The sequence below is a fragment of the Microbacterium sp. SGAir0570 genome (genome assembly GCF_005491085.2).
In the GTDB taxonomy this organism is placed as follows: domain Bacteria; phylum Actinomycetota; class Actinomycetes; order Actinomycetales; family Microbacteriaceae; genus Microbacterium; species Microbacterium arborescens.
The window spans coordinates 830322-848386 of the sequence record NZ_CP027929.1 but is presented as its reverse complement, the minus strand read 5'-3'; the positions used below and the strand labels follow the sequence as shown (position 1 = coordinate 848386).

16 protein-coding genes are annotated in these 18065 nt (G+C 72.1%); 5 read left to right on the top strand and 11 right to left on the bottom strand.

Annotated elements, in window-relative coordinates:
* Positions 1-126: 126 nt before the first annotated feature.
* From C1N74_RS03910 to C1N74_RS03890, 5 genes are all read right to left on the bottom strand, one after another.
* Positions 127-492 carry a hypothetical protein gene (locus tag C1N74_RS03910; RefSeq protein ID WP_023952175.1) on the bottom strand — a complete coding sequence of 122 codons (366 nt, stop codon included), beginning with the start codon at positions 490-492 and terminating at the stop codon, positions 127-129.
* A complete protein-coding gene (locus C1N74_RS03905; protein WP_023952177.1) occupies positions 489-1874 on the bottom strand; it encodes an FAD-dependent oxidoreductase in 1386 nt (461 codons plus the stop codon). The genes C1N74_RS03910 and C1N74_RS03905 overlap by 4 nt, the downstream gene beginning before the upstream one ends.
* A 52-nt stretch (positions 1875-1926) precedes the next feature.
* Positions 1927-2982 (bottom strand): polyprenyl synthetase family protein, encoded by a 1056-nt coding sequence (locus tag C1N74_RS03900; protein ID WP_036304658.1) that lies wholly within the window; start codon positions 2980-2982, stop codon positions 1927-1929.
* 48 nt (positions 2983-3030) lie between these two features.
* Positions 3031-3768 (bottom strand): bifunctional demethylmenaquinone methyltransferase/2-methoxy-6-polyprenyl-1,4-benzoquinol methylase UbiE, encoded by a 738-nt coding sequence (ubiE, locus tag C1N74_RS03895; protein ID WP_023952181.1) that lies wholly within the window; start codon positions 3766-3768, stop codon positions 3031-3033.
* 117 nt (positions 3769-3885) lie between these two features.
* Complete coding sequence (locus C1N74_RS03890) at positions 3886-4428, bottom strand: DUF402 domain-containing protein (protein WP_309147427.1); 543 nt, start codon at positions 4426-4428, stop codon at positions 3886-3888.
* Between the two features lie 25 nt (positions 4429-4453).
* Between C1N74_RS03890 and C1N74_RS03885 the strand changes: the two genes are divergently transcribed.
* Positions 4454-5746, top strand: coding sequence for an isochorismate synthase MenF (locus C1N74_RS03885; protein WP_137750012.1), 1293 nt, complete (start codon positions 4454-4456; stop codon positions 5744-5746).
* Between the two features lie 36 nt (positions 5747-5782).
* Here the strand turns inward: C1N74_RS03885 and menD are convergent, their stop codons facing one another.
* Complete coding sequence (gene menD / locus C1N74_RS03880; protein WP_137750011.1) at positions 5783-7594, bottom strand: 2-succinyl-5-enolpyruvyl-6-hydroxy-3-cyclohexene-1-carboxylic-acid synthase; 1812 nt, start codon at positions 7592-7594, stop codon at positions 5783-5785.
* A gap of 1 nt (position 7595) precedes the next feature.
* On the bottom strand, positions 7596-8000 hold the full coding sequence (locus tag C1N74_RS03875; RefSeq protein ID WP_023952189.1) for a PLD nuclease N-terminal domain-containing protein: 405 nt from the start codon (positions 7998-8000) through the stop codon (positions 7596-7598).
* A gap of 53 nt (positions 8001-8053) precedes the next feature.
* Between C1N74_RS03875 and C1N74_RS03870 the strand changes: the two genes are divergently transcribed.
* Entirely contained in the window at positions 8054-8314 is a 261-nt protein-coding gene (locus C1N74_RS03870) for a DUF4229 domain-containing protein (RefSeq protein WP_023952191.1), read from the top strand.
* A gap of 18 nt (positions 8315-8332) precedes the next feature.
* Here C1N74_RS03870 and C1N74_RS03865 read toward each other — a convergent pair whose 3' ends face one another.
* From C1N74_RS03865 to C1N74_RS03855, 3 genes are read right to left on the bottom strand one after another with little or no spacing between them, the layout of a single operon-like run.
* Positions 8333-9301, bottom strand: a complete 969-nt coding sequence (locus C1N74_RS03865; protein WP_137750010.1) for a 1,4-dihydroxy-2-naphthoate polyprenyltransferase — start codon at positions 9299-9301, stop codon at positions 8333-8335.
* A gap of 11 nt (positions 9302-9312) precedes the next feature.
* On the bottom strand, positions 9313-10473 hold the full coding sequence (locus C1N74_RS03860; RefSeq protein ID WP_137750009.1) for an AMP-binding protein: 1161 nt from the start codon (positions 10471-10473) through the stop codon (positions 9313-9315).
* Between the two features lie 17 nt (positions 10474-10490).
* Entirely contained in the window at positions 10491-11390 is a 900-nt protein-coding gene (locus C1N74_RS03855) for a 1,4-dihydroxy-2-naphthoyl-CoA synthase (protein WP_137750008.1), read from the bottom strand.
* Between the two features lie 35 nt (positions 11391-11425).
* On the opposite strand from C1N74_RS03855, the gene C1N74_RS03850 reads away from it, so the two are divergent.
* Entirely contained in the window at positions 11426-12427 is a 1002-nt protein-coding gene (locus tag C1N74_RS03850) for an o-succinylbenzoate synthase (protein WP_237049202.1), read from the top strand.
* 18 nt (positions 12428-12445) lie between these two features.
* Here the strand turns inward: C1N74_RS03850 and C1N74_RS03845 are convergent, their stop codons facing one another.
* Positions 12446-13063, bottom strand: coding sequence for a TetR/AcrR family transcriptional regulator (locus C1N74_RS03845; RefSeq protein ID WP_137750007.1), 618 nt, complete (start codon positions 13061-13063; stop codon positions 12446-12448).
* A gap of 124 nt (positions 13064-13187) precedes the next feature.
* Between C1N74_RS03845 and C1N74_RS03840 the strand changes: the two genes are divergently transcribed.
* Together C1N74_RS03840 and C1N74_RS03835 are read left to right on the top strand one after the other, a co-directional pair.
* On the top strand, positions 13188-16013 hold the full coding sequence (locus tag C1N74_RS03840; protein WP_137750006.1) for an MMPL family transporter: 2826 nt from the start codon (positions 13188-13190) through the stop codon (positions 16011-16013).
* Positions 16010-18061 carry a YhgE/Pip family protein gene (locus C1N74_RS03835; protein ID WP_137750005.1) on the top strand — a complete coding sequence of 684 codons (2052 nt, stop codon included), beginning with the start codon at positions 16010-16012 and terminating at the stop codon, positions 18059-18061. The genes C1N74_RS03840 and C1N74_RS03835 overlap by 4 nt, the downstream gene beginning before the upstream one ends.
* Positions 18062-18065 lie beyond the last annotated feature (4 nt).

Genomic DNA, 18065 nt, shown 5'->3' with positions numbered 1-18065 from the left:
CGTATCGTCGCGCCCCGGCGCGCTCACGGCACCGGGCGTGCACCCATCATGGCGTCGGAGGAACGCCGCGACCACGGGTTGCCCAACCCGATGCGCTGTAGTACGTCGAGCGGGCGAGGCGAACGGTCAGTCCGCGGCGACCGGGCTCTCGATCTCGGCGGGGTCGTCACCCGCGAACGCGTGCGACTTCGTCTCGAGGAACGCGCAGAGGGTCGACACCATCGCGAGCTCGGTCGACAGGGCGAGCGCCCCACCCGCGCCCAGACGCAGCTCGGTCTCGCGCGCCTCGAACGTGATGCGCCATGTGTTGCCGCCGGGAACGTCGGGCTCGATGTAGGTCACGGTCTGGGCGTTCATCATGGTGATCGCGACGAGCCCGGTGTCGCGGCCGAGGCTGCCGTCCTGCGGAATGACCTTCACCGCGAGCGGGTATCCGAACCGCTGGAACTCCTCGATCCACGCGTCGAGGGTCTGCTTGCTCCGGAAGGTCATCGCCCGGCCTCTTCGCCGCGCGAGATGCTGACCATCTCGTCGCGGTCGACGACCTTCACGCGCGCGCGTTCGGCCGGGGCGCCGAGCGCGATCTCGTGCTCGTCGAGGCGGTGCCAGCCGTCGAGGTCGGTCCAGGCGACGCCACGCTCGGTCAGCAGGTCGAGGACGCCCTGCTCGGACGGGTCGGCCGGCTGCCACCACGATCCCTGGTCGTTGATGACGTGGCGCACGGTCTCCATCGCGTCGGACTTGGTGTGACCGATGAGACCGACGGGTCCGCGCTTGATCCACCCCGTCGCGTACACGCCCGGCACCCGCTCGTTCGAGTCCTCGTGCAGCACCTGACCCTCGTGGTTCGGGATGACGCCGTGCGTCGCATCGAACGGCACACCCGGCAGCGGCGACCCGAAGTAGCCGACCGCGCGGTAGAGCCCCTGGAGTGCGACCTCGCGCAGCTCGCCGGTGCCTTCGACGCCGCCCTGGCCATCGGGACGCGTCCGCTCGTAGACGAGCGCGGCGACACGGCCGTCGGCGTCCTTCTTGACCTCGACGGGCTTGGCGTAGAAGTGCAGGTGCAGGCGGCGCGAGGCCTCTCCCCCGAGGCCGTTCGCACCCGGGCGCTGGCGCCAGGACTGCAGCACGCGGTCGATGACCATCACCTGCTTGTTCGACGCGATCGCCGCCTTCGAGGCCTCGTCGTAGTCGAAGTCCTCGTCGTAGACGACCAGGTCGACGTCGCGCAGGTCGCCGAGCTCGCGCAGCTCGAGCGGGGTGAACTTCACCTGCGCCGGTCCGCGACGCCCGAAGATGTGGACATCGGTCACCGCCGATGAGCGCAGCCCCTCGTAGACGTTGTCGGGGATCTCCGTCACGAGAAGGTCGTCGGCGTGCTTGGCGAGCAGGCGGGCCACGTCGAGCGCGACGTTGCCGTTGCCGATGACGCCGACGGATGCGGCATCCAGCGGCCATTCGCGCGGGAAGTCGGGGTGACCGTCGTACCAGCTGACGAAGTCGGCCGCGCCGTATGAGCCGTCGGCGTCGATGCCGGGGATGTCGAGTGCTGCGTCGCGCACCGCCCCCGTGGCGAAGATGACGGCGTTGTAGTGGTGCTTGAGGTCGTCGAGGGTGAGGTCCTCGCCGAAGCGCACGTTGCCGAACAGCCGGATGTCGCCGCTGTCGATGACATCACGGAGGGCGTTGATGATGCCCTTGATGCGGGGGTGATCGGGCGCGACGCCGTACCGGACGAGCCCATAGGGGGCGGGCAGGTGATCGAACAGGTCGATCGAGACGTCGAACTTGCGCTCGGCCTTCAGCAGCAGATCCGCGGCGTAGATGCCGGCGGGACCGGCTCCGACGATGGCCAGCCTCAGCTTGGTCATGGGTGTTCCTCGTTCCTGGTCGCACCCGAGCGCGGGCGCAGCGGGGTCTGTGTCAGCTGGCGCGGTCGACGACGACCTCGGCGAACCGGGTCAATGCGTCGCGCACGGCGCCGGAGGGAAGCGGCGCGAGGGCCGCGACGGCGTCATCGGCCCACTTCTCGGCGAGCCGGCGCGTCTCGGCCGTGACGGCGTGATCGCGCAGCCGGGCGAGCGGCTCGTCGAGGATCGCGGGGTCGGCGCCTTCGGCGATCTCGGCCACGCCGCGGTCGATCGTGGCGGCGAGCTCACGCGAGGCTTCGTCGTCGGCGCGGGTCAGCAGCAGGTACGGCATCGTCGGCACGCCGGCGCGCAGGTCGGTGCCCGGCACCTTGCCCGTCGCCTCGGGGTCGGCCGACAGGTCGATGACGTCGTCGAGCAGCTGGAAGGCCACGCCGGCCTTCTCGCCGAACGCGAGAAGCGGCTCGGCGAGCTCTTCCGGTCCGCCCGAGAAGAGCACGCCCACCTGAGCTGCGGCGGCGATGAGCGAACCGGTCTTGTCGGCCAGCACCTGGATGTAGAACTCGACCGGATCGTCGCCGGGCTGGGCGCCGATCGTCTCGTGCATCTGACCGAGCACGAGGCGCTCGAACGTGTCGGCCTGCACGCGGATCGCCCGCTCGCCGATGCGGGCCATGAGCTGGCTCGCGCGCGAGAAGAGCAGGTCACCGGTCAGGATCGCGACGTTGTTGCCCCACACCTCGTGCGCACTGGGGACGCCGCGTCGCTTGTCGGCGCCGTCCATGACATCGTCGTGATAGAGCGAACCGAGGTGGGTCAGCTCGAGCGCCGCAGCTCCGGCGATGACGTCCTCGGTCGCACCGTCGCCGAGCTGGGCGGTCAGCAGCGCCAGCATGGGCCGCAGCCGCTTGCCGCCGGCTTCGTAGAGGTAGCGCGTCTTGGCGTCGACGAGAGCGTCGCTGACGGTGAGCTCATCGCCGAGGCGCGTCTCGACGCGCTCGAGCCCGGCTTCGACGGTCGCGAGCAGCTTGCGGGTGCGGGGTCCGGCGAAGATCCGCTCGGTCATCCCGAGGTGCTTCGCCAGCCGCGGCGCGGATGGGCTCGATGTCACCTCTCCAGCCTACCGGCCGGGCGGCGGCGCCGATCCGCGCGAGCCGGTTCAGCCGGCGGGCTTGACAGCGCGATGCAGCGCGACGATGCCGAACGACAGATCGCGGTGGGCGACCTCGTCCCAGCCGGCTTCGCGGATCCACCCGGAAAGGGTGCGCTGGTCGGGCCAGTCGCGGATGGACTCGTTGAGGTAGTCGTAGGCCTCGGCGTTGGAGCTCACCACCCGCGCGACCAGCGGCAGCACCCGGTCGTTGTAGAAGCGGTAGAGCCCTGCGAACGCGCGGGACGGGGGCTGCGAGAACTCGCTGATGAGCAGACGTCCGCCGGGCTTGGCGACGCGCAGCATCTCGGCGAGCGCCTTCTTCGGCTCGTTGACGTTGCGGAGCCCGAACGAGATGGTGACGACGTCGAACTCGGCATCCCCGAACGGCAGGTTCGTGGCATCCGCTTCGACGAACGACAGATTCGGGATGCCGCCGCCCGGCGCCTGCGGTCCGTAGCGACGGACGCCCTCGGCGATCATGCCCGGCGAGAAGTCGGCGGCGACCACCTCGGCGCCGCTGCGCGCGAGCGAGACGGAGCTCGCACCCGTTCCGGCGGCGAGATCGAGGATGCGCTCCCCCGGCTTCGGGTCGATCGCGCGCGTGGCCGCGATCCGCCAGAGGCGGTCCTGTCCGAGGCTGAGGACGTCGTTGGTGCGGTCGTATGCGCCGGCCACCTGGTCGAACATGCCGCTGACGCGCGACGGGTCCTTGCCGAGGTCGGCGCGGTTGGGCTCGCTGGTCACGCCCTCGAGTCTAGGCGCGGCCGTGACCGCCCAGCCCCGCTCCGCGACGTCCCACTTCGGCCGGGTCTGGGCCGGGGTTTCCCGGCCGAAGTGGGACCTCGGCGAGTGGGACGGGAGTCAGGGGGCCGAGGGGGCGGGGAGGGATGCCAGGATGCCGAGCCAGTGGGCGGCCGTGGGCACGTCGAAGGGCGGGCGGTGCGCGGTGACCGCCGCCTCGAGGTCGACAGCGAGAGCCTCGAGCTCGGCGACGATCTCCCGCGGATATCCGTAGGCCACGCGATGCTCCTCCCACTCGTCGCGGTCGTCGATCCAGATACCGCGGGTGGCGGAGTCGACGACATCCAGGTCCATGTCGATCGCGGTGGGCTCGCCGCCCTCGTCCCAGCGGGCGTCCCAGGCGATGTCGATGTAGACGCGGGTGGGATGAGGCGGCGCGTTCATCGTCAGCACCCACTCCCCGACAGGCGGAAGGAGCATGACGCAGGGGTGCGTCGCGACGAAGTCGCGTCCGGGCCGGTTGCTGCCGTCGCCCGGTCGCTGGCCGAACCAGTCGCCGTGCTCGTCGCTACCGAGATAGATGCAGGCGTGCACCCAGTGGGTGCCGCCGTTCCACTTGCGCCAGCGGAAGATCACCGGGGTTCCCGGTACGGGGCGGAGCATCACGCGCCGAGTCTAGGCTGGTCGGGTGAACGATTCTGCGCCCGCCGCCCGGCTGCGCGTGGTCACTCGCGAGATCGAGGCACCCGACGAGCTGCTGGTGTTCGCCGACCCGCAGAACCCCACCGTGTGGTCGCGACGCGGCGACATCCTCGTGGCGCGCGGCACCGCCGCGGCCTTCGGTCCTGCCGACGCGAACCCCGGTCCGCGCGAAGCGGCCGACTGGTGGCGCAGAACGGTCGCCACCGCCGAGATCGACGACGCGGTCGGATTGCCCGGATCGGGCCTCGTCGCCTTCGGCGCCCTGCCGTTCGATCCCCGCCCCGACGACCGCGCCGACGCGACGACCCCGGCGCTGCACTTCGCGGTGCCTCGGGCCGTCGTGGGCCGCCGCGGATCGCGCGCGTGGGTGACCGCGATCACCGCCGACGGCTCGGATCCCGTCGCATCCCTCCCCGCCGCGACCGGGTTCGGCCCGCACTGGTCGGCGACGACCGGCCCCGGAGCGCTGCCTCCCGACGGCTACCAGGAGATCGTGCGCGCGGGCGTCGACGCGATCCTCCAGGGCGACCTCCAGAAGGTCGTCCTCGCTCGCGATCTCGCCGGCACCGTTCCCGCGGACGCCGACCTGCGGCGGCTCGTCCGCGCGCTGTCGTCGGCGTACCCCGACACGTGGGCATTCGCCGTCGACGGCCTCATCGGAGCGAGTCCCGAGACCCTCGTGACGGTGTCGGGCGGAACCGTCACCGCGCGCGTCCTCGCCGGGACGATCGCGCGCGGAGCAGACGCCGACGCCGACACCGCGGCATCGCTGCACCTGGCCACCAGCACGAAGGATCTCGACGAGCACGGCTACGCGGTGCGCAGCGTCCTCGAGGCGCTTCGCCCGTCGACCTCGTCGCTCGTCGCCGGCGAACAGCCGTTCATGCTGAAGCTGCCGAACGTCTGGCACCTGGCGACCGACGTCGAGGGCGAGCTCGCCGGGGATGCCTCAGCCCTCGACCTCGTCGCGGTGCTGCACCCCACGGCGGCCGTCGCCGGCACACCGACCCCCAACGCGCTCGACGAGATCCGCCGCCTCGAACCCTTCAGCCGCGGACGCTACGCCGGTCCCGTCGGCTGGATCGACGCGACCGGCGACGGGGAATGGGCCATCGCGCTGCGATGCGCGCAGTTCCGTCCCGGAGAACGCACCGACGACGGCGCCTCGATGCCCTTCACCGCCTACGCCGGGGCGGGCATCGTGGGCGCGAGCGACCCGGAATCGGAAATGCTCGAGACGCGGGTGAAGTTCCGCCCGATCATCGACGCCCTCGCCTGAGCGGGCGATCGTGCGCCGCTCGCAGCTCAGCGGTACTCAGCGCACCAGCGGGACTTCGATCAGCTGGCGCCCGCCGACGGGCGAGGTCAGCGCCTGATCGAGCGCCGAGCGCGTCGTGATGCGCCGGTACTCCCACCCGTAGGCGAGCGCGAGCTGCTCGAGGCGTGCCTCGTGGGGGGTGAACAGCACCCGGTCAGCAGCCTCCGGCGGCGCGGTTCCGGCGACCTCGAGCCCATCGAAGATCGTTCCGCCGCCGTCGTTGCCGACGATGACCTGGATCCGCGGTTCGTCCTCGGCGCCGGGGAGCAGCAGCGCGCCGACGTCGTGCAGCAGAGACAGGTCGCCGGTGAGCACCCGGGTCACGCCGGCCCGCGCGTCGTCCTGGCTCGCGACCGCGATGCCCACCCCGGTCGCGACGATGCCGTCGATGCCCGCGAGCCCGCGATTGGCGTGCACCGGCACTTTCTTGCCCCCGAGCACGGTGTCGGCCACCCGAACGAGCCTCGACGAGGCGAACAGGAGACGATCGTGCGGCCAGCTGGCCCGCCAGACCGCGTCGACGAGCGACTCGCGGTCGAGCGGCGCCTTGAGCACGGCCATCTCCGCCGAGATGGCGCCGAGGCGCTCCTGCGGCACCGCCGACGCGAGCCCGTCGACGTCGGGCGCCGCGGGGCTCAGGTCGACCGCCTCGTCACGCGATGCGCGCATCCAGGCGCCGAGCCAGGCGCGGTCGGCTGCCCCGGGGGTAACGGACACCGCGGACACCGCTGTCGTCGTGCCGTTGAGGTTGAGGTCTTCGCCCGGACCACGGACGGCCCACACCTCGACCTCCGGGCGCGACAGCAGCCCGGCCACCTCGCGGCTGAGCGTCGGATGCCCGAACACGACGACCCGCTCGACGGCGTCGGCCAGCTCGGGACGCGAGAGCACCGCTCGGTAGCCGTGGACGAGGTTGCGTCCGAAGCGCGCGCCGCTGACGATCTCCGCGACGAGCGGCCAGCCGCCCACGTGGGCGAGTTCCTCCGCCGCCGGACCGGCATCCGCGCCTGCGACGACGAGCGTGTTCGGACCGCGGGTGAGCTCCACGGGTTCGAGGGGCATGGGGGGTTCGGCTTGGCCGATCCCGCCGCCGCCCTGATAGTGCGCCCCCGAGACCGTCGACTCGGCGGCCGCGTCCGCGGCGGCGCGGCGGGTATCGGGGGCGAGGGCGGGCTCGCCATCCACGTCGATGAGCCACGGCGGGAGGGCGCCCGACAGGGGGCTCCGGTACGGCAGGTTGAGGTGCACGGGGCCCGCCGGGCGCGACCGGTCGCCGCGAGTCGCGGCGAGAGCCTCGACCGCGAGGGCGGCGACATCGGCCGACTGCGGCGCGGTCGGGTCGGCGTCGACGTCCTCCGGGGTCGGGGCGTCGGCCTCGAGCCGGACGAAGCCCGAGAACAATCCGGGCTGACGCGTGGCCTGGTTGGCGCCGATGCCGCGCAGCTCGGGCGGGCGGTCGGCGGTCAGCAGCAGCAGGGGCACCCCCGAGTGGTGCGCCTCGAGAACCGCGGGCATGAGGTTCGCGACCGCCGTTCCCGACGTGCAGACGACGGCTGCCGGCATCCGCGTCTCACGCCCGATGCCGAGCGCGGTGAATCCAGCGACGCGCTCGTCGACGCGGACGTGCAGGCGGATCAGGCCGCGCTGCTCCAGTTCGGCCGCCACGAGCGCGAGCGCCTGCGACCGTGACCCCGGGCTGAGGACGACGTGGCGCACTCCCCCGGCGACCAGGGCGCCGAGAAGCGCCGCCGCGGCGTCGGTCGCGGGAGCCCGATCCGCCGGCGTCGGAGCGTGTTCGGCCCCGCTCATCTCAGGCGCGCGGACCGCGTGAGCCGGCCGGTCCTTCGGCGTCGTCGTCGCTCTGCGACGAGCGCGTGGGCGGGATGTCGCGGGGGTCGTCGGCCTCGGCGTCGAGGGCGGCGAGCTCCTCCTCGAGACGGCGGATGCGCTCGTCCTGGTCGCGGACCGTTCCGAGACTGCCCAGGAACTCGGGATCGTCATCCGGCGCACGGCGCACCGGAGCACTGGCTCGGCGCGCACGTCCGACGACGAACCACAGGATGCCGCCCAGCACGGGCAGCAGGACGACGATGAGGATCCACACCGGCTTGCTGACGCCGCGGTGCCGCGTGGCGTCCTGGAGCGCGCAGTCGACGATGCTGTACACCCAGAAGGCGAGTGCCAGCAGCACACCGATGAGCAGGAGCCGCGCCATCCTCCCATCCTAGGCGTCCGGCGGGGTGCTCGGCCCGGACGTAGAATGGCCGGATGAACGCCCGCTCGGCCGTCGTCTACTCGGTGCTGCGGCTCCTCGCCTTCCTGATCCCCTTCGGCATCATGATGCTCTTCCCGATCATGCGCGAGTTCTACTGGCTCGCGGCGATCTTCGCCGCCCTCATCGGCTTGAGCCTGTCGATGATCTTCCTGCGCCGGCCGCTCGACGACGTCGCGACTGGCCTCGCCGAACGGCGCACGCGCCGCCGCTCGGGCGCCCAGGCCGACGCCGAGGCCGAAGACGCCGCATCCTGACGGCGGCTCGCTGCCATCTCAGCCGACGAAGGCCCAGAACAGGAACGCACCGTAAGCAACCGACGTCAACGACGTCAGCGCCAGCGCGACGACCAGCTCACGCGGCTGGCGATACGTCCACACGATGAGGATCGCCGACAGAGCGGGCAGCAGCGCGAACAGGCTCAGCCATGCGATCGGGTAGACCAGCGCGAGCAGAACGGCGATCGCGAACGGCGCCAGAACGAACAGCGTGAAGACGATGCGGGTGGCCGTTCGGCCGATGAGCACCGTGAGCGTGCGCTTGCCCGCGATCCGGTCCTGGTCGATGTCGCGGAGGTTGTTCGCCAGGAGCACGGCGCAGGCGAGCAGCCCCGCACCCACCGCACCGAACCAGCTCTCCTGGGGAACGGATCCGGCCTGGACGAAGGTCGTGCCGACGGTCGCGACGAGCCCGAAGAAGACGAAGACGAACAGCTCGCCGAGACCCGCATAGCCGTACGGGCGCTTGCCTCCCGTGTAGAACCAGGCGGCGACGACGCAGGCCGCTCCGATCAGCAGCATCCACCAGTGACCGGTGCGCACGACGATCGCGATACCGGCGACGGCCGCGAGCCCGAAGAACCCGAGGGCGACGGCGAGCACCGTGCGAGGCTGCGCGAGCTTCCCCCCGGTCAGCCGGGCGGGGCCGACGCGCACGTCGTCGGTGCCGCGGATGCCGTCACTGTAGTCATTGGCGTAGTTGACGCCGATCTGCAGCGCGACGGCGACCACGAGGCAGCACAGCGCGATGACCCAGTGCAGCTGTCGATCGACGAGCATCGCTGCGCCCGTGCCGATGAGCACCGGGGTGATCGCCAGCGGCAGCGTGCGCAGACGCGCGGCGCCGATCCAGTCGCGCGCCGTGGCCGTCCGAGGCGGCGGTGCCGACACGAGGCCGCGCTTGGCGGGGTTGCCGCCGCGCGGTGCAGGGCGGGACGACTTCGGGGAGCGAGACGAACGAGCCACGAGGGATCATCCTAGATCGCGAGCATGCGACGCACCGCCGCACGGTCGGGTTTGCCGCTCGCGAGCACCGGGATCCGATCGACCGTGACGACCCGTGCGGGGCGCGCCGGTTTGCCGAGCCGATCACCGACGGCATCCCGGAGCTCGCCGAGCAGCCCCGGCACGTCGGAACCGACGTCGGCGAGCGCCGCGCTCGGCACGACGACGGCCGAGGCCTGGCCCCATCGCTCATCGGGGATCGCGACGACGACGGCCGACGCGAGTCCGGCATGTTCCCGGACGACGGCCTCGACGCGGTCGAGCGAGACGTTGACTCCGCCGGAGATGATGACGTTGTCGATACGACCGGTCACCCGCAGCACGGCACCGTCGTACTCCCCCGCGTCGCCGGTGCGGTACCAGCGCACACCGTCGTCGACGAGGAAGGATGCCGCCGTTCGGTCCGGCTCGCCGAGGTACCCGTCGGCGAGCATCGGGCCCGACAGCTGCACCTCGCCCGCGACGATCCGCACCCCCACTCCATCGAGCGGGACGCCGTCGTAGACGCATCCGCCGCTCGTCTCCGTCGAGCCGTAGGTGCGGACGATGCGCGCGCCCCTCTCCAAGGCGCGCTGGTGCTGCGCCGCCGGAAGCGCCTGCCCGCCCACGAGGATCGCCTCGTACGCCCGCAGAGCATCGGCGACGGCGGCATCGGTCTCAGCCGCGTCGAGCAGGTCGGACAGCTGCGCCGGCACCAGCGAGGTGAACATGCCCGCACGCTCCCCGCCGATGCTCGAGTGCATCGACGCGGTGACCGCGGCGAACGCGGCGGGCGAGAACGACCCCGCGAGGACGGCCGGCTCATGACCCGAGAGCAGGCTGCGGACCATCACCTGCAGCCCCGCCACGTACCCGGGCGACAGGGCGAGGAGCCAGCGCCCCTCTCCGATCCGCGCCGCGGTCGACACGGCGCTGGCGATCAGCGCCGACCGACTCAGGACCACGCTCTTGGGCACGCCCGTCGATCCCGACGTCGTGACGACCGCGACGGTTCCGGGTGGGGCCTGCGCCGGCACGGTGTGGCCGGCGGGCGCGCCGAGGGCGAGCGCCGGCCCCGCACCGTCGAGGGTCTGCCGCAGGGCCCGGAGCACCGCGCGGGGCTCGGATGCGACCGGAACGAGGTCGACCGCCATGTCAGAGGCGATCCATCTCAGAAGTGGTACGGGTAGGGCGACCAGTCGGGGTCGCGCTTCTGCAGGAAGGCATCGCGTCCCTCGACGGCCTCGTCGGTGCCGTAGGCGAGGCGCGTCGCCTCGCCCGCGAACACCTGCTGACCGACCATCCCGTCGTCGATCGCGTTGAACGCGAACTTCAGCATGCGGATCGCGGTGGGCGACTTGCCGAGGATCGTGCGGGCCATCGCGATCGCCTCGCGCTCGAGCTCGGCGTGCGGGACGACGCGGTTCACCGCGCCCATCTCGTACGCGCGCTGGGCGGAGTACTCCTCGGCGAGGAAGAAGACCTCGCGGGCGATCTTCTGACCGACCTGGCGCGCCATGTACGCCGAGCCGTAGCCGGCGTCGAACGACCCGACATCCGCGTCGGTCTGCTTGAACCGGCCGTGCTCGGCCGAGGCGATGGAGAGGTCGCACACGATGTGGAGCGAGTGCCCGCCGCCGGCGGCCCACCCCGGGATGACCGCGATGACGACCTTCGGCATGAACCGGATGAGGCGCTGCACCTCGAGGATGTGCAGCCGGCCCGCGCGGGCGGGGTCGGCCACGGCGCTCTCGTCGTCGCTGTACTTGTAGCCGTCGCGGCCACGGATGCGCTGGTCGCCTCCCGAGCAGAACGCCCAGCCGCCGTCTTTCGCGCTCGGACCGTTGCCCGTCAGCAGCACGACGCCGATGCGGGGGTCCTGACGGGCGATGTTGAGCGCGCGGTACAGCTCGTCGACCGTGTGCGGGCGGAAGGCGTTGCGCACCTCGGGGCGGTCGAAGGCGATGCGCGCGATGCGCCCGTCGTTCGAGACGTGAGCCGTGATGTCTGTGTACGCGTCGGCCCCGGGGGCGAGCGACCATTCCGCGGGATCGAACAGTTCCGAGACCATGCCGCCAGCCTATGCCGCGGTGGGAGGATGAACGCGTGGACCCCGACTTCCCCCTCCCCTCCTTGGCCGAGCTGCTCGACCGGTCGCACGTCGTGGCGCTGCCGCTGACGACGCGTTTCCGCGGGGTCGACGTGCGAGAGGCACTGCTGCTCGAGGGGCCCGAGGGCTGGACCGAGTTCTCTCCGTTCACCGAGTACGACGACGGCGAGGCCGCGACCTGGCTGGCCGCCGCGCTCGAGTTCGGCTGGACCGCGACGCCTGCGCCGGTCCGCGAGCGCGTCGCGGTCAACGCCACGGTTCCGGCCGTCGCGGCCGAGCGCGTCGCCGAGGTGCTCTCGCGGTACGACGGATGCCGCACCGTCAAGGTCAAGGTCGCGGAGCGCGGCCAGGTGCTCGCCGACGACGTGGCTCGCGTGCGGGCCGTCCGCGAGGCGCTCGGCCCCGAGGGGCGCGTGCGGATCGACGCGAACGGCGCGTGGAACCTCGACGAGGCCGAGCACGCGCTCCACGCCCTGGCGGAGTTCGATCTGGAGTACGTCGAGCAGCCGTGCGCGAGCGTGGCGGAACTCGCCGAGCTGCGCCGCCGCGTGCGCTACATGGGGATCCCGGTCGCGGCCGACGAGAGCGTCCGCAAGGCCGACGACCCGCTCGCCGTGGCACGGGCCGGCGCCGCCGATCTGCTCGTCATCAAGGCGCAGCCGCTCGGCGGCGTCCGGCGCGCGCTCGCCCTGGTGGCAGAGGCAGGTCTACCCGCGGTGGTCTCGAGCGCCCTCGACACGAGCGTCGGCCTGTCGATGGGCGTCGCCCTCGCGGCGGCCCTGCCCGATCTCGAATTCGACTGCGGCCTGGGGACGGCCTCGCTGTTCGCCGCCGACGTCGCGACTCCCGCCCTCCGTCCCATCTCGGGCGAGCTCCCGACCGGACGGGTCTCGGTCGACCGGGATGCCGTCGCCGAGCTCGCCCCGTCCGCGGAGCGGCAGCGGTGGTGGCGTGAGCGTCTCGAGCGCTGCCACGCGGTGCTCGCGCGACAGCACTGACCGCAGATCGCGCAGACCTCAGGCGTCGAGGAGCGCGGTCGCGAGCTGCCCGATGCGTTCGTGCAGCAGCCGCGTCGTCTCCGCTTCGCCGAGCCCTTCGACCGCCGCCCGCTCGCACGTCGCATCGGAGAGATCGACCATGAGCTGCGCGACCTCCGTGATCGGCAGCCGGAAGCGCAGCTCGTAGACCTTCCGGATGTCGTCGACGATCACCCGCACTCGCTCGACGATGCCGTCCTGCAGGCGAAGGTAGGCCTCGGCCATCCGTTTGTCGCGCAACGCCTGCGTGCGCAGCTCCGACACCAGCCGGGGCTCCATGCCCCCGAGCGAGACGTCGACGATCTGCGGAACGAGCAAGGACGGATCGGGCGCCGCGGTGCGATCGAGGGTGCGGACGCGGTCGGCGACCAGGTCGAGCTTCTCGCTCGAGGACCGCTCGACCAGGGCGAGGAAGAGCTCTCCCTTGGAGTCGAAGTTCGAGTAGAAGGCGCCGCGGGAGAACCCGGCACGGTCGCAGACGGCCTCGACGGATGCCGCGTCGAGACCGACCTCGGCGAAGACCTCGGCGGCGGCATCGAGCAGCCGGGCGCGCGTGTTCTCGCGACTGCGGGTGGCTGTGCGTGCCTCGGCGTCCATGGTGCTCCTCGTGTTCACACCGATCGTCCAGCCTGACCGATGCGTGATGAACCTAGGATACATTGGTGTATCGGATACAGCGCTGTATCGAACACCATGACGATCGATCAGACCTGGAGCGCCCGTGTCCACACTCCTGTTCACCCTCGGACGCTGGTCGTTCCGTCACCCCTGGCGCGTGCTCACCGCATGGCTGCTGATCCTCGTCATCGCCGGCGGCGGTGCGGCACTGCTGAACAAGGGCACCGACAACTCCTTCTCGATCCCCGGAACCGAAGCGCAGGAGGGGCTGGAACTGCTGAACCGCACCTTCCCCCAGGCGAGCGGCACGAGCGCGCAGCTGGTCGTCGTCGCCCCCGACGGCGAGAGCGTGCGCGATGAGCCCTTCTCCGGAGAGATCGCCGACACCGTGACGGCGTTCGGAGACCTCGGCGACGACGTCCTGGCCGTGACCGATCCGTTCGACCAGACCGTTTCCGGCCTGGTCTCGGAGGACGATCGGGCCGCGATCGTCCGCGTGCAGTTCGACGGCGAGGCGACCTCGGTCAGCGCCGAGACGAAGCACGCGCTCACCTCGGTCGCCGACCGGATGCGATCGGACCTCCCCGACGGCACGCAGATCGCCCTCGGCGGTGACCTGTTCTCGACCTCGATCCCGGCGTTGTCGATCGTCGAGGTCATCGGCGTGCTCGTCGCACTGTTCGTTCTCATCGTCACGTTCCGCTCGTTCGCGGTGTCGTGGTTCCCCCTGATCAGCGCCCTGATCGGCGTGGCTCTGGCGACGTCGATGATCTTCGTCGCCACCCAGTTCGCGTCGGTGTCGTCGACGACCCCGCTGCTGTCGGTCATGCTCGGCCTCGCCGTCGGCATCGACTACTCGCTGTTCATCGCCGCCCGCCACCAGGACCAGGTGCGGGCAGGCATGGACCCCGAGGAATCCGCCGCCCGTTCGACCGGAACCGCGGGATCATCCGTCGCGTTCGCCGGCATCACGGTGCTCATCGCGCTGATCGGCCTGAGCTTCGCCGGCATCCCGTTCCTCACGACGATGGGCATCGCCGCTGCCGTCGCCGTCGCGATCGCGGTCGTCGTGGCCGTCACCCTCACCCCCGCCCTGCTCGGATTCGCCGGGGCGCGTGTCGCCGGCTGGCCCCGCCGGGCGAAGCGATCGCGGAAGCGGCCGGCCGCACCTCGCCGGTCGTTCTCGGAGCGCTGGGTGCGCGGCGTCACGCGGCATCCCCTTGTCACGACGATCGCGGTCGTCGTGGGGCTCGGCGTCGTCGCGATCCCGTCGGCGAGCCTGACCCTCGCCCTCCCGAACGCGGGCGTGCAGCCGCCATCGAGCGAGGCCCGGCAGGCGTACGACCTCACCGCCGAGCACTTCGGCCCCGGCGCGAACGGCCCGCTGATCATGACGGGCACCATCGTGACCTCGAACGACCCGCTGACCCTGATGCAGGACATCGGCGACGACATCGCGACCATCCCGGGCGTGAAAGAGGTGGCCCTCGCGACCCCCAACGAGACCGCCGACACGGGGCTCGTGCAGATCGTGCCCGAGACCGCACCCGACTCCCCCGAGACCGCCGACCTCGTGCGCGAGCTGCGCGCACAGCACGACCGATTGCTCGACGAGTACGGCGTCGACCTCAAGGTCACCGGGTTCACCGCGGTCGGCATCGACATCTCCGACCGGCTCGGCGAGGCGCTCCTGCCCTTCGGCGTGTTCGTCGTCGGGCTCTCCCTCATCCTGCTGACGATCGTGTTCCGGTCGATCTGGGTGCCGATCAAGGCTGCGCTGGGCTACCTGCTCTCGGTGCTCGCCGCCTTCGGCGTCGTCGCCGCCGTCTTCGAGTGGGGCTGGTTCGCCGACCTGCTCCACGTCACCCGGGAGGGGCCCGTGATCAGCTTCATGCCGATCATCCTCATGGGCGTCCTGTTCGGCCTCGCCATGGACTACGAGGTCTTCCTCGTCTCGCGGATGCGCGAGGACTACGTCCATGCCCGCCGAGACCGGGGTGGCCGCGCGGATCGCCTCACCGCCGTCGGGGCCGTCCGCTCCGGTTTCACCTCATCGGCGCGCGTCGTCACGGCCGCGGCGGTCATCATGTTCGCCGTCTTCGCCGCGTTCGTCCCCGAGGGCGACTCGTCGATCAAGCCGATCGCACTAGGGCTCGCCGTCGGCATCGCCGTCGACGCGTTCCTCATCCGCATGACGCTCGTGCCGGCCGTCATGGCGCTGCTCGGCGAGAAGGCCTGGTGGATGCCGCGCTGGCTCGACCGCATCCTCCCCCACTTCGACATCGAGGGCGAGGCCGTCGAACGCGAGCTGTCGCTGCGCGACTGGCCGGAGCGGAACACCTCCGCCGCCCTGGTCGGCGAGGATGTCGCCGTCCACGCCGACGACGACGGCCGCGCCGCGGTCTTCTCCGACGCGACCTTCCGCGTCGAGCCGGGCGAGTCGCTCGTCGTCTCCCACCCCGATCCCCGTGTCGGCCGGGCCTTCGCCCTCGCCGTCTCCGGGCGTCTGCGCGTCGACGGCGGGCTGCTCCGCGTCGGCGGGCACCTGCTGCCCGAGCGGGCGCCGTGGGTCCGCTCGCACGTCGGCCTCGCGCTGCTCGACGACACGACCGACCCGGTGGCCGAGCTGCGTCGCGCTACCGCCGGCGGCACGGCGATCGTCGTCGTCGACGGGCTCGACGCCCTGACCGGCGCCGACCGCGACCAGGCCGCGGCGGTACTCCGCGACGCGGCATCCGACCTCGACGAACGTCACGCGGGCGCCGGCGCCCTCACCGTCGTCGCCGTCGTGCGGCGCGACCTCGGCGTGCTCGACATCCTCGCCGAAGCGCACCGCCCCGCTCCCCACACCCTCCCCCTGCACGACGGTGCACCCGCGGCATCCGCGTCCGAACCGTCGCACCCGAACACCGAGGTGATCTCGTCATGACTCTGCCCATCGAGCGCGCCCGCTCGCGCAAGCCCGTCACCTGGCTCACGATCGTGGGCGTCATCCTGCTGCCCGTCCTCATCGGCGGCGTGCTGGTCGCAGCGCTCTACAACCCCGTCGAACGGCTCGGCAACATGCGGGCGGCCATCGTCAACGACGATCAGGCCGTCGAGATCAACGGTCAGCTCGCACCCCTCGGCCGGCAGTTGACCGCGGGTCTCGTCGCCGGGTCGGATGAGGTCCCGAGCAACCTCGACTGGGTCATCTCGAACGACGAGGACGCCCGGGCCGGGCTCGCCGACGGCACCTACGACGCTGTCGTGACGATCCCGAGCGGCTTCTCGGCGGCGGCCACCTCGACCGCCCCGGGCGGCACGCCGGAGAAGGCGACCATCCGGGTCGACACCGCCCCCGACAGCCTCGTCGTCGACGACGCCATCACGGCCCAGATCACGCAGGCGGCGACGTCGCTGATGGGCTCGCAGCTCTCGACGGTCTACCTCGAGAACGTGTTCCTCGGCTTCACAACGCTGGGGGATCAGCTCGGCGACGCCGCCTCGGGCGCGCGTCAGCTCGCCGACGGCGGACGGCAGGCGGCCGACGGCGCGACGCAGCTCGCCGACGGCGCGGGCCAGTTGGCGAGCGGCGCGGGAACCCTCGCGGACGGGGTCGGCCAGCTCGCGACCGGTGCCTCGCAGCTCTCCGACGGCGCCGCGGCGACCCAGACGGGCCTGACCACCTGGGCGCAGGGGGCACGCACCCTTGCGGGCGGGACCAACGAGTTCGCGACCCAGCTGTCGCAGTCGCTGAACGGGCTGAGCGTTCCCCAGATCCCCGCCGAGGCGGTCGCCGGGGCGCAGTACCTCGCCGAGAACTCCGACCGCATCGCCAGCGGGGTCACGCAGGCGGCCGACGAGCTCGCCGCGGTCTCGGCCAGCTGCGAGGCGAACGGCGGATCCGCGCAGGTCTGCGATGCCCTGCGCGCCGTCTCCGAGCGGACGCAGAGCGCACTCCCCGAGGTCACCGGCGTGATCGGCCAGTCCGGCCAGATCGCCGGACAGGTCTCGGGACTCGCCGCCTCGGCGCCCGAGCTGATCGCCGGCCTGCAGCAGGCCGCGGGCGCGGCGACACAGCTCGCGAACGGCATGACCGAGCTCGCCGACGGCGCCGACGCTCTCGCGGCGGGAGGCGGCCAGCTGGCCTCCGGCGCCTCAGCGCTCGCGACGGGCGCCTCCTCCGCCGCCGATGGCGCCGCGCAGCTCTCGTCCGGCGCCGGCGAGCTGGCCGGCGGTGCGACCGACCTCGCCACCGGTGTCGGCACGGTCGCCGACGGCACGGGCACCCTTGCCGACGGCCTCGACACCGCGACGGCCGCGCTGCCGTCGTACACCGACCAGCAGGCGACCGACCTCGCGAGCGTCGTCGCGGCGCCGGTCGAGGCCGAGGGCCTGGGTGCCGAGCTGTTCGGAGCCTCGGCCATTCCGCTCCTCACGGGCCTGGCGCTGTGGCTCGGCGCGATCGGATCGTTCGTCGCGCTGCAGGCCGTACCCCGCGGCGCGCTGACCTCGCGGCGCCCCTCGTTCGTGTTGACGCTCCGCGCCTTCGCGCCCGCCGCCGTGGTGGGGCTCGTGCAGGGCGTGCTGGTCGCCGTCGTCGTGCAGCTCGCCGCTTCGTACGATCCGTGGACGTGGGCCGCGTTCGCTGGGCTCTCCGCCCTCGCTGGTGTCGCCTTCGCCGCGGTGAACCAGGCTCTCGTGGCGCTGCTCGGCGGAGCGGGCCGATGGGTCGCGGCCGGTGTCGCCGTGCTCGCGGTTGCCACGGGAGTCGTCTCGACCGTGCCGGGCGTGCTCTCGCAGATCGCGGGGCTGCTGCCGACGGCATCCGCCTACCAGGGCCTCCTCGCGGTGCTCACCTCGGCCGGAGGCGTCGGCGCCGCGATCGCGGGACTGCTCGTGTGGACGGCGATCTCGCTCGTGGTCACGGTGATCGTCACCGCCCGCGCGCGCACGACGTCGGTGCGCGCCGTGCTCAGCCCCGCCACCGCCTGACACC

Excerpts from the sequence above, each read along its gene's own strand:
- C1N74_RS03835 (WP_137750005.1), top strand. The coding sequence starts at position 16,010 with ATGACTCTGCCCATCGAGCGCGCCCGCTCGCGCAAGCCCGTCACCTGG.
- C1N74_RS03855 (WP_137750008.1), bottom strand. The coding sequence starts at position 11,390 with ATGGTCTCGGAACTGTTCGATCCCGCGGAATGGTCGCTCGCCCCCGGG.
- C1N74_RS03860 (WP_137750009.1), bottom strand. The coding sequence starts at position 10,473 with ATGGCGGTCGACCTCGTTCCGGTCGCATCCGAGCCCCGCGCGGTGCTC.
- C1N74_RS03890 (WP_309147427.1), bottom strand. The coding sequence starts at position 4,428 with ATGCTCCGCCCCGTACCGGGAACCCCGGTGATCTTCCGCTGGCGCAAG.
- C1N74_RS03910 (WP_023952175.1), bottom strand. The coding sequence starts at position 492 with ATGACCTTCCGGAGCAAGCAGACCCTCGACGCGTGGATCGAGGAGTTC.
- C1N74_RS03870 (WP_023952191.1), top strand. The coding sequence starts at position 8,054 with ATGAACGCCCGCTCGGCCGTCGTCTACTCGGTGCTGCGGCTCCTCGCC.
- menD (WP_137750011.1), bottom strand. The coding sequence starts at position 7,594 with ATGAGCGGGGCCGAACACGCTCCGACGCCGGCGGATCGGGCTCCCGCG.
- C1N74_RS03875 (WP_023952189.1), bottom strand. The coding sequence starts at position 8,000 with ATGGCGCGGCTCCTGCTCATCGGTGTGCTGCTGGCACTCGCCTTCTGG.
- C1N74_RS03845 (WP_137750007.1), bottom strand. The coding sequence starts at position 13,063 with ATGGACGCCGAGGCACGCACAGCCACCCGCAGTCGCGAGAACACGCGC.
- C1N74_RS03905 (WP_023952177.1), bottom strand. The coding sequence starts at position 1,874 with ATGACCAAGCTGAGGCTGGCCATCGTCGGAGCCGGTCCCGCCGGCATC.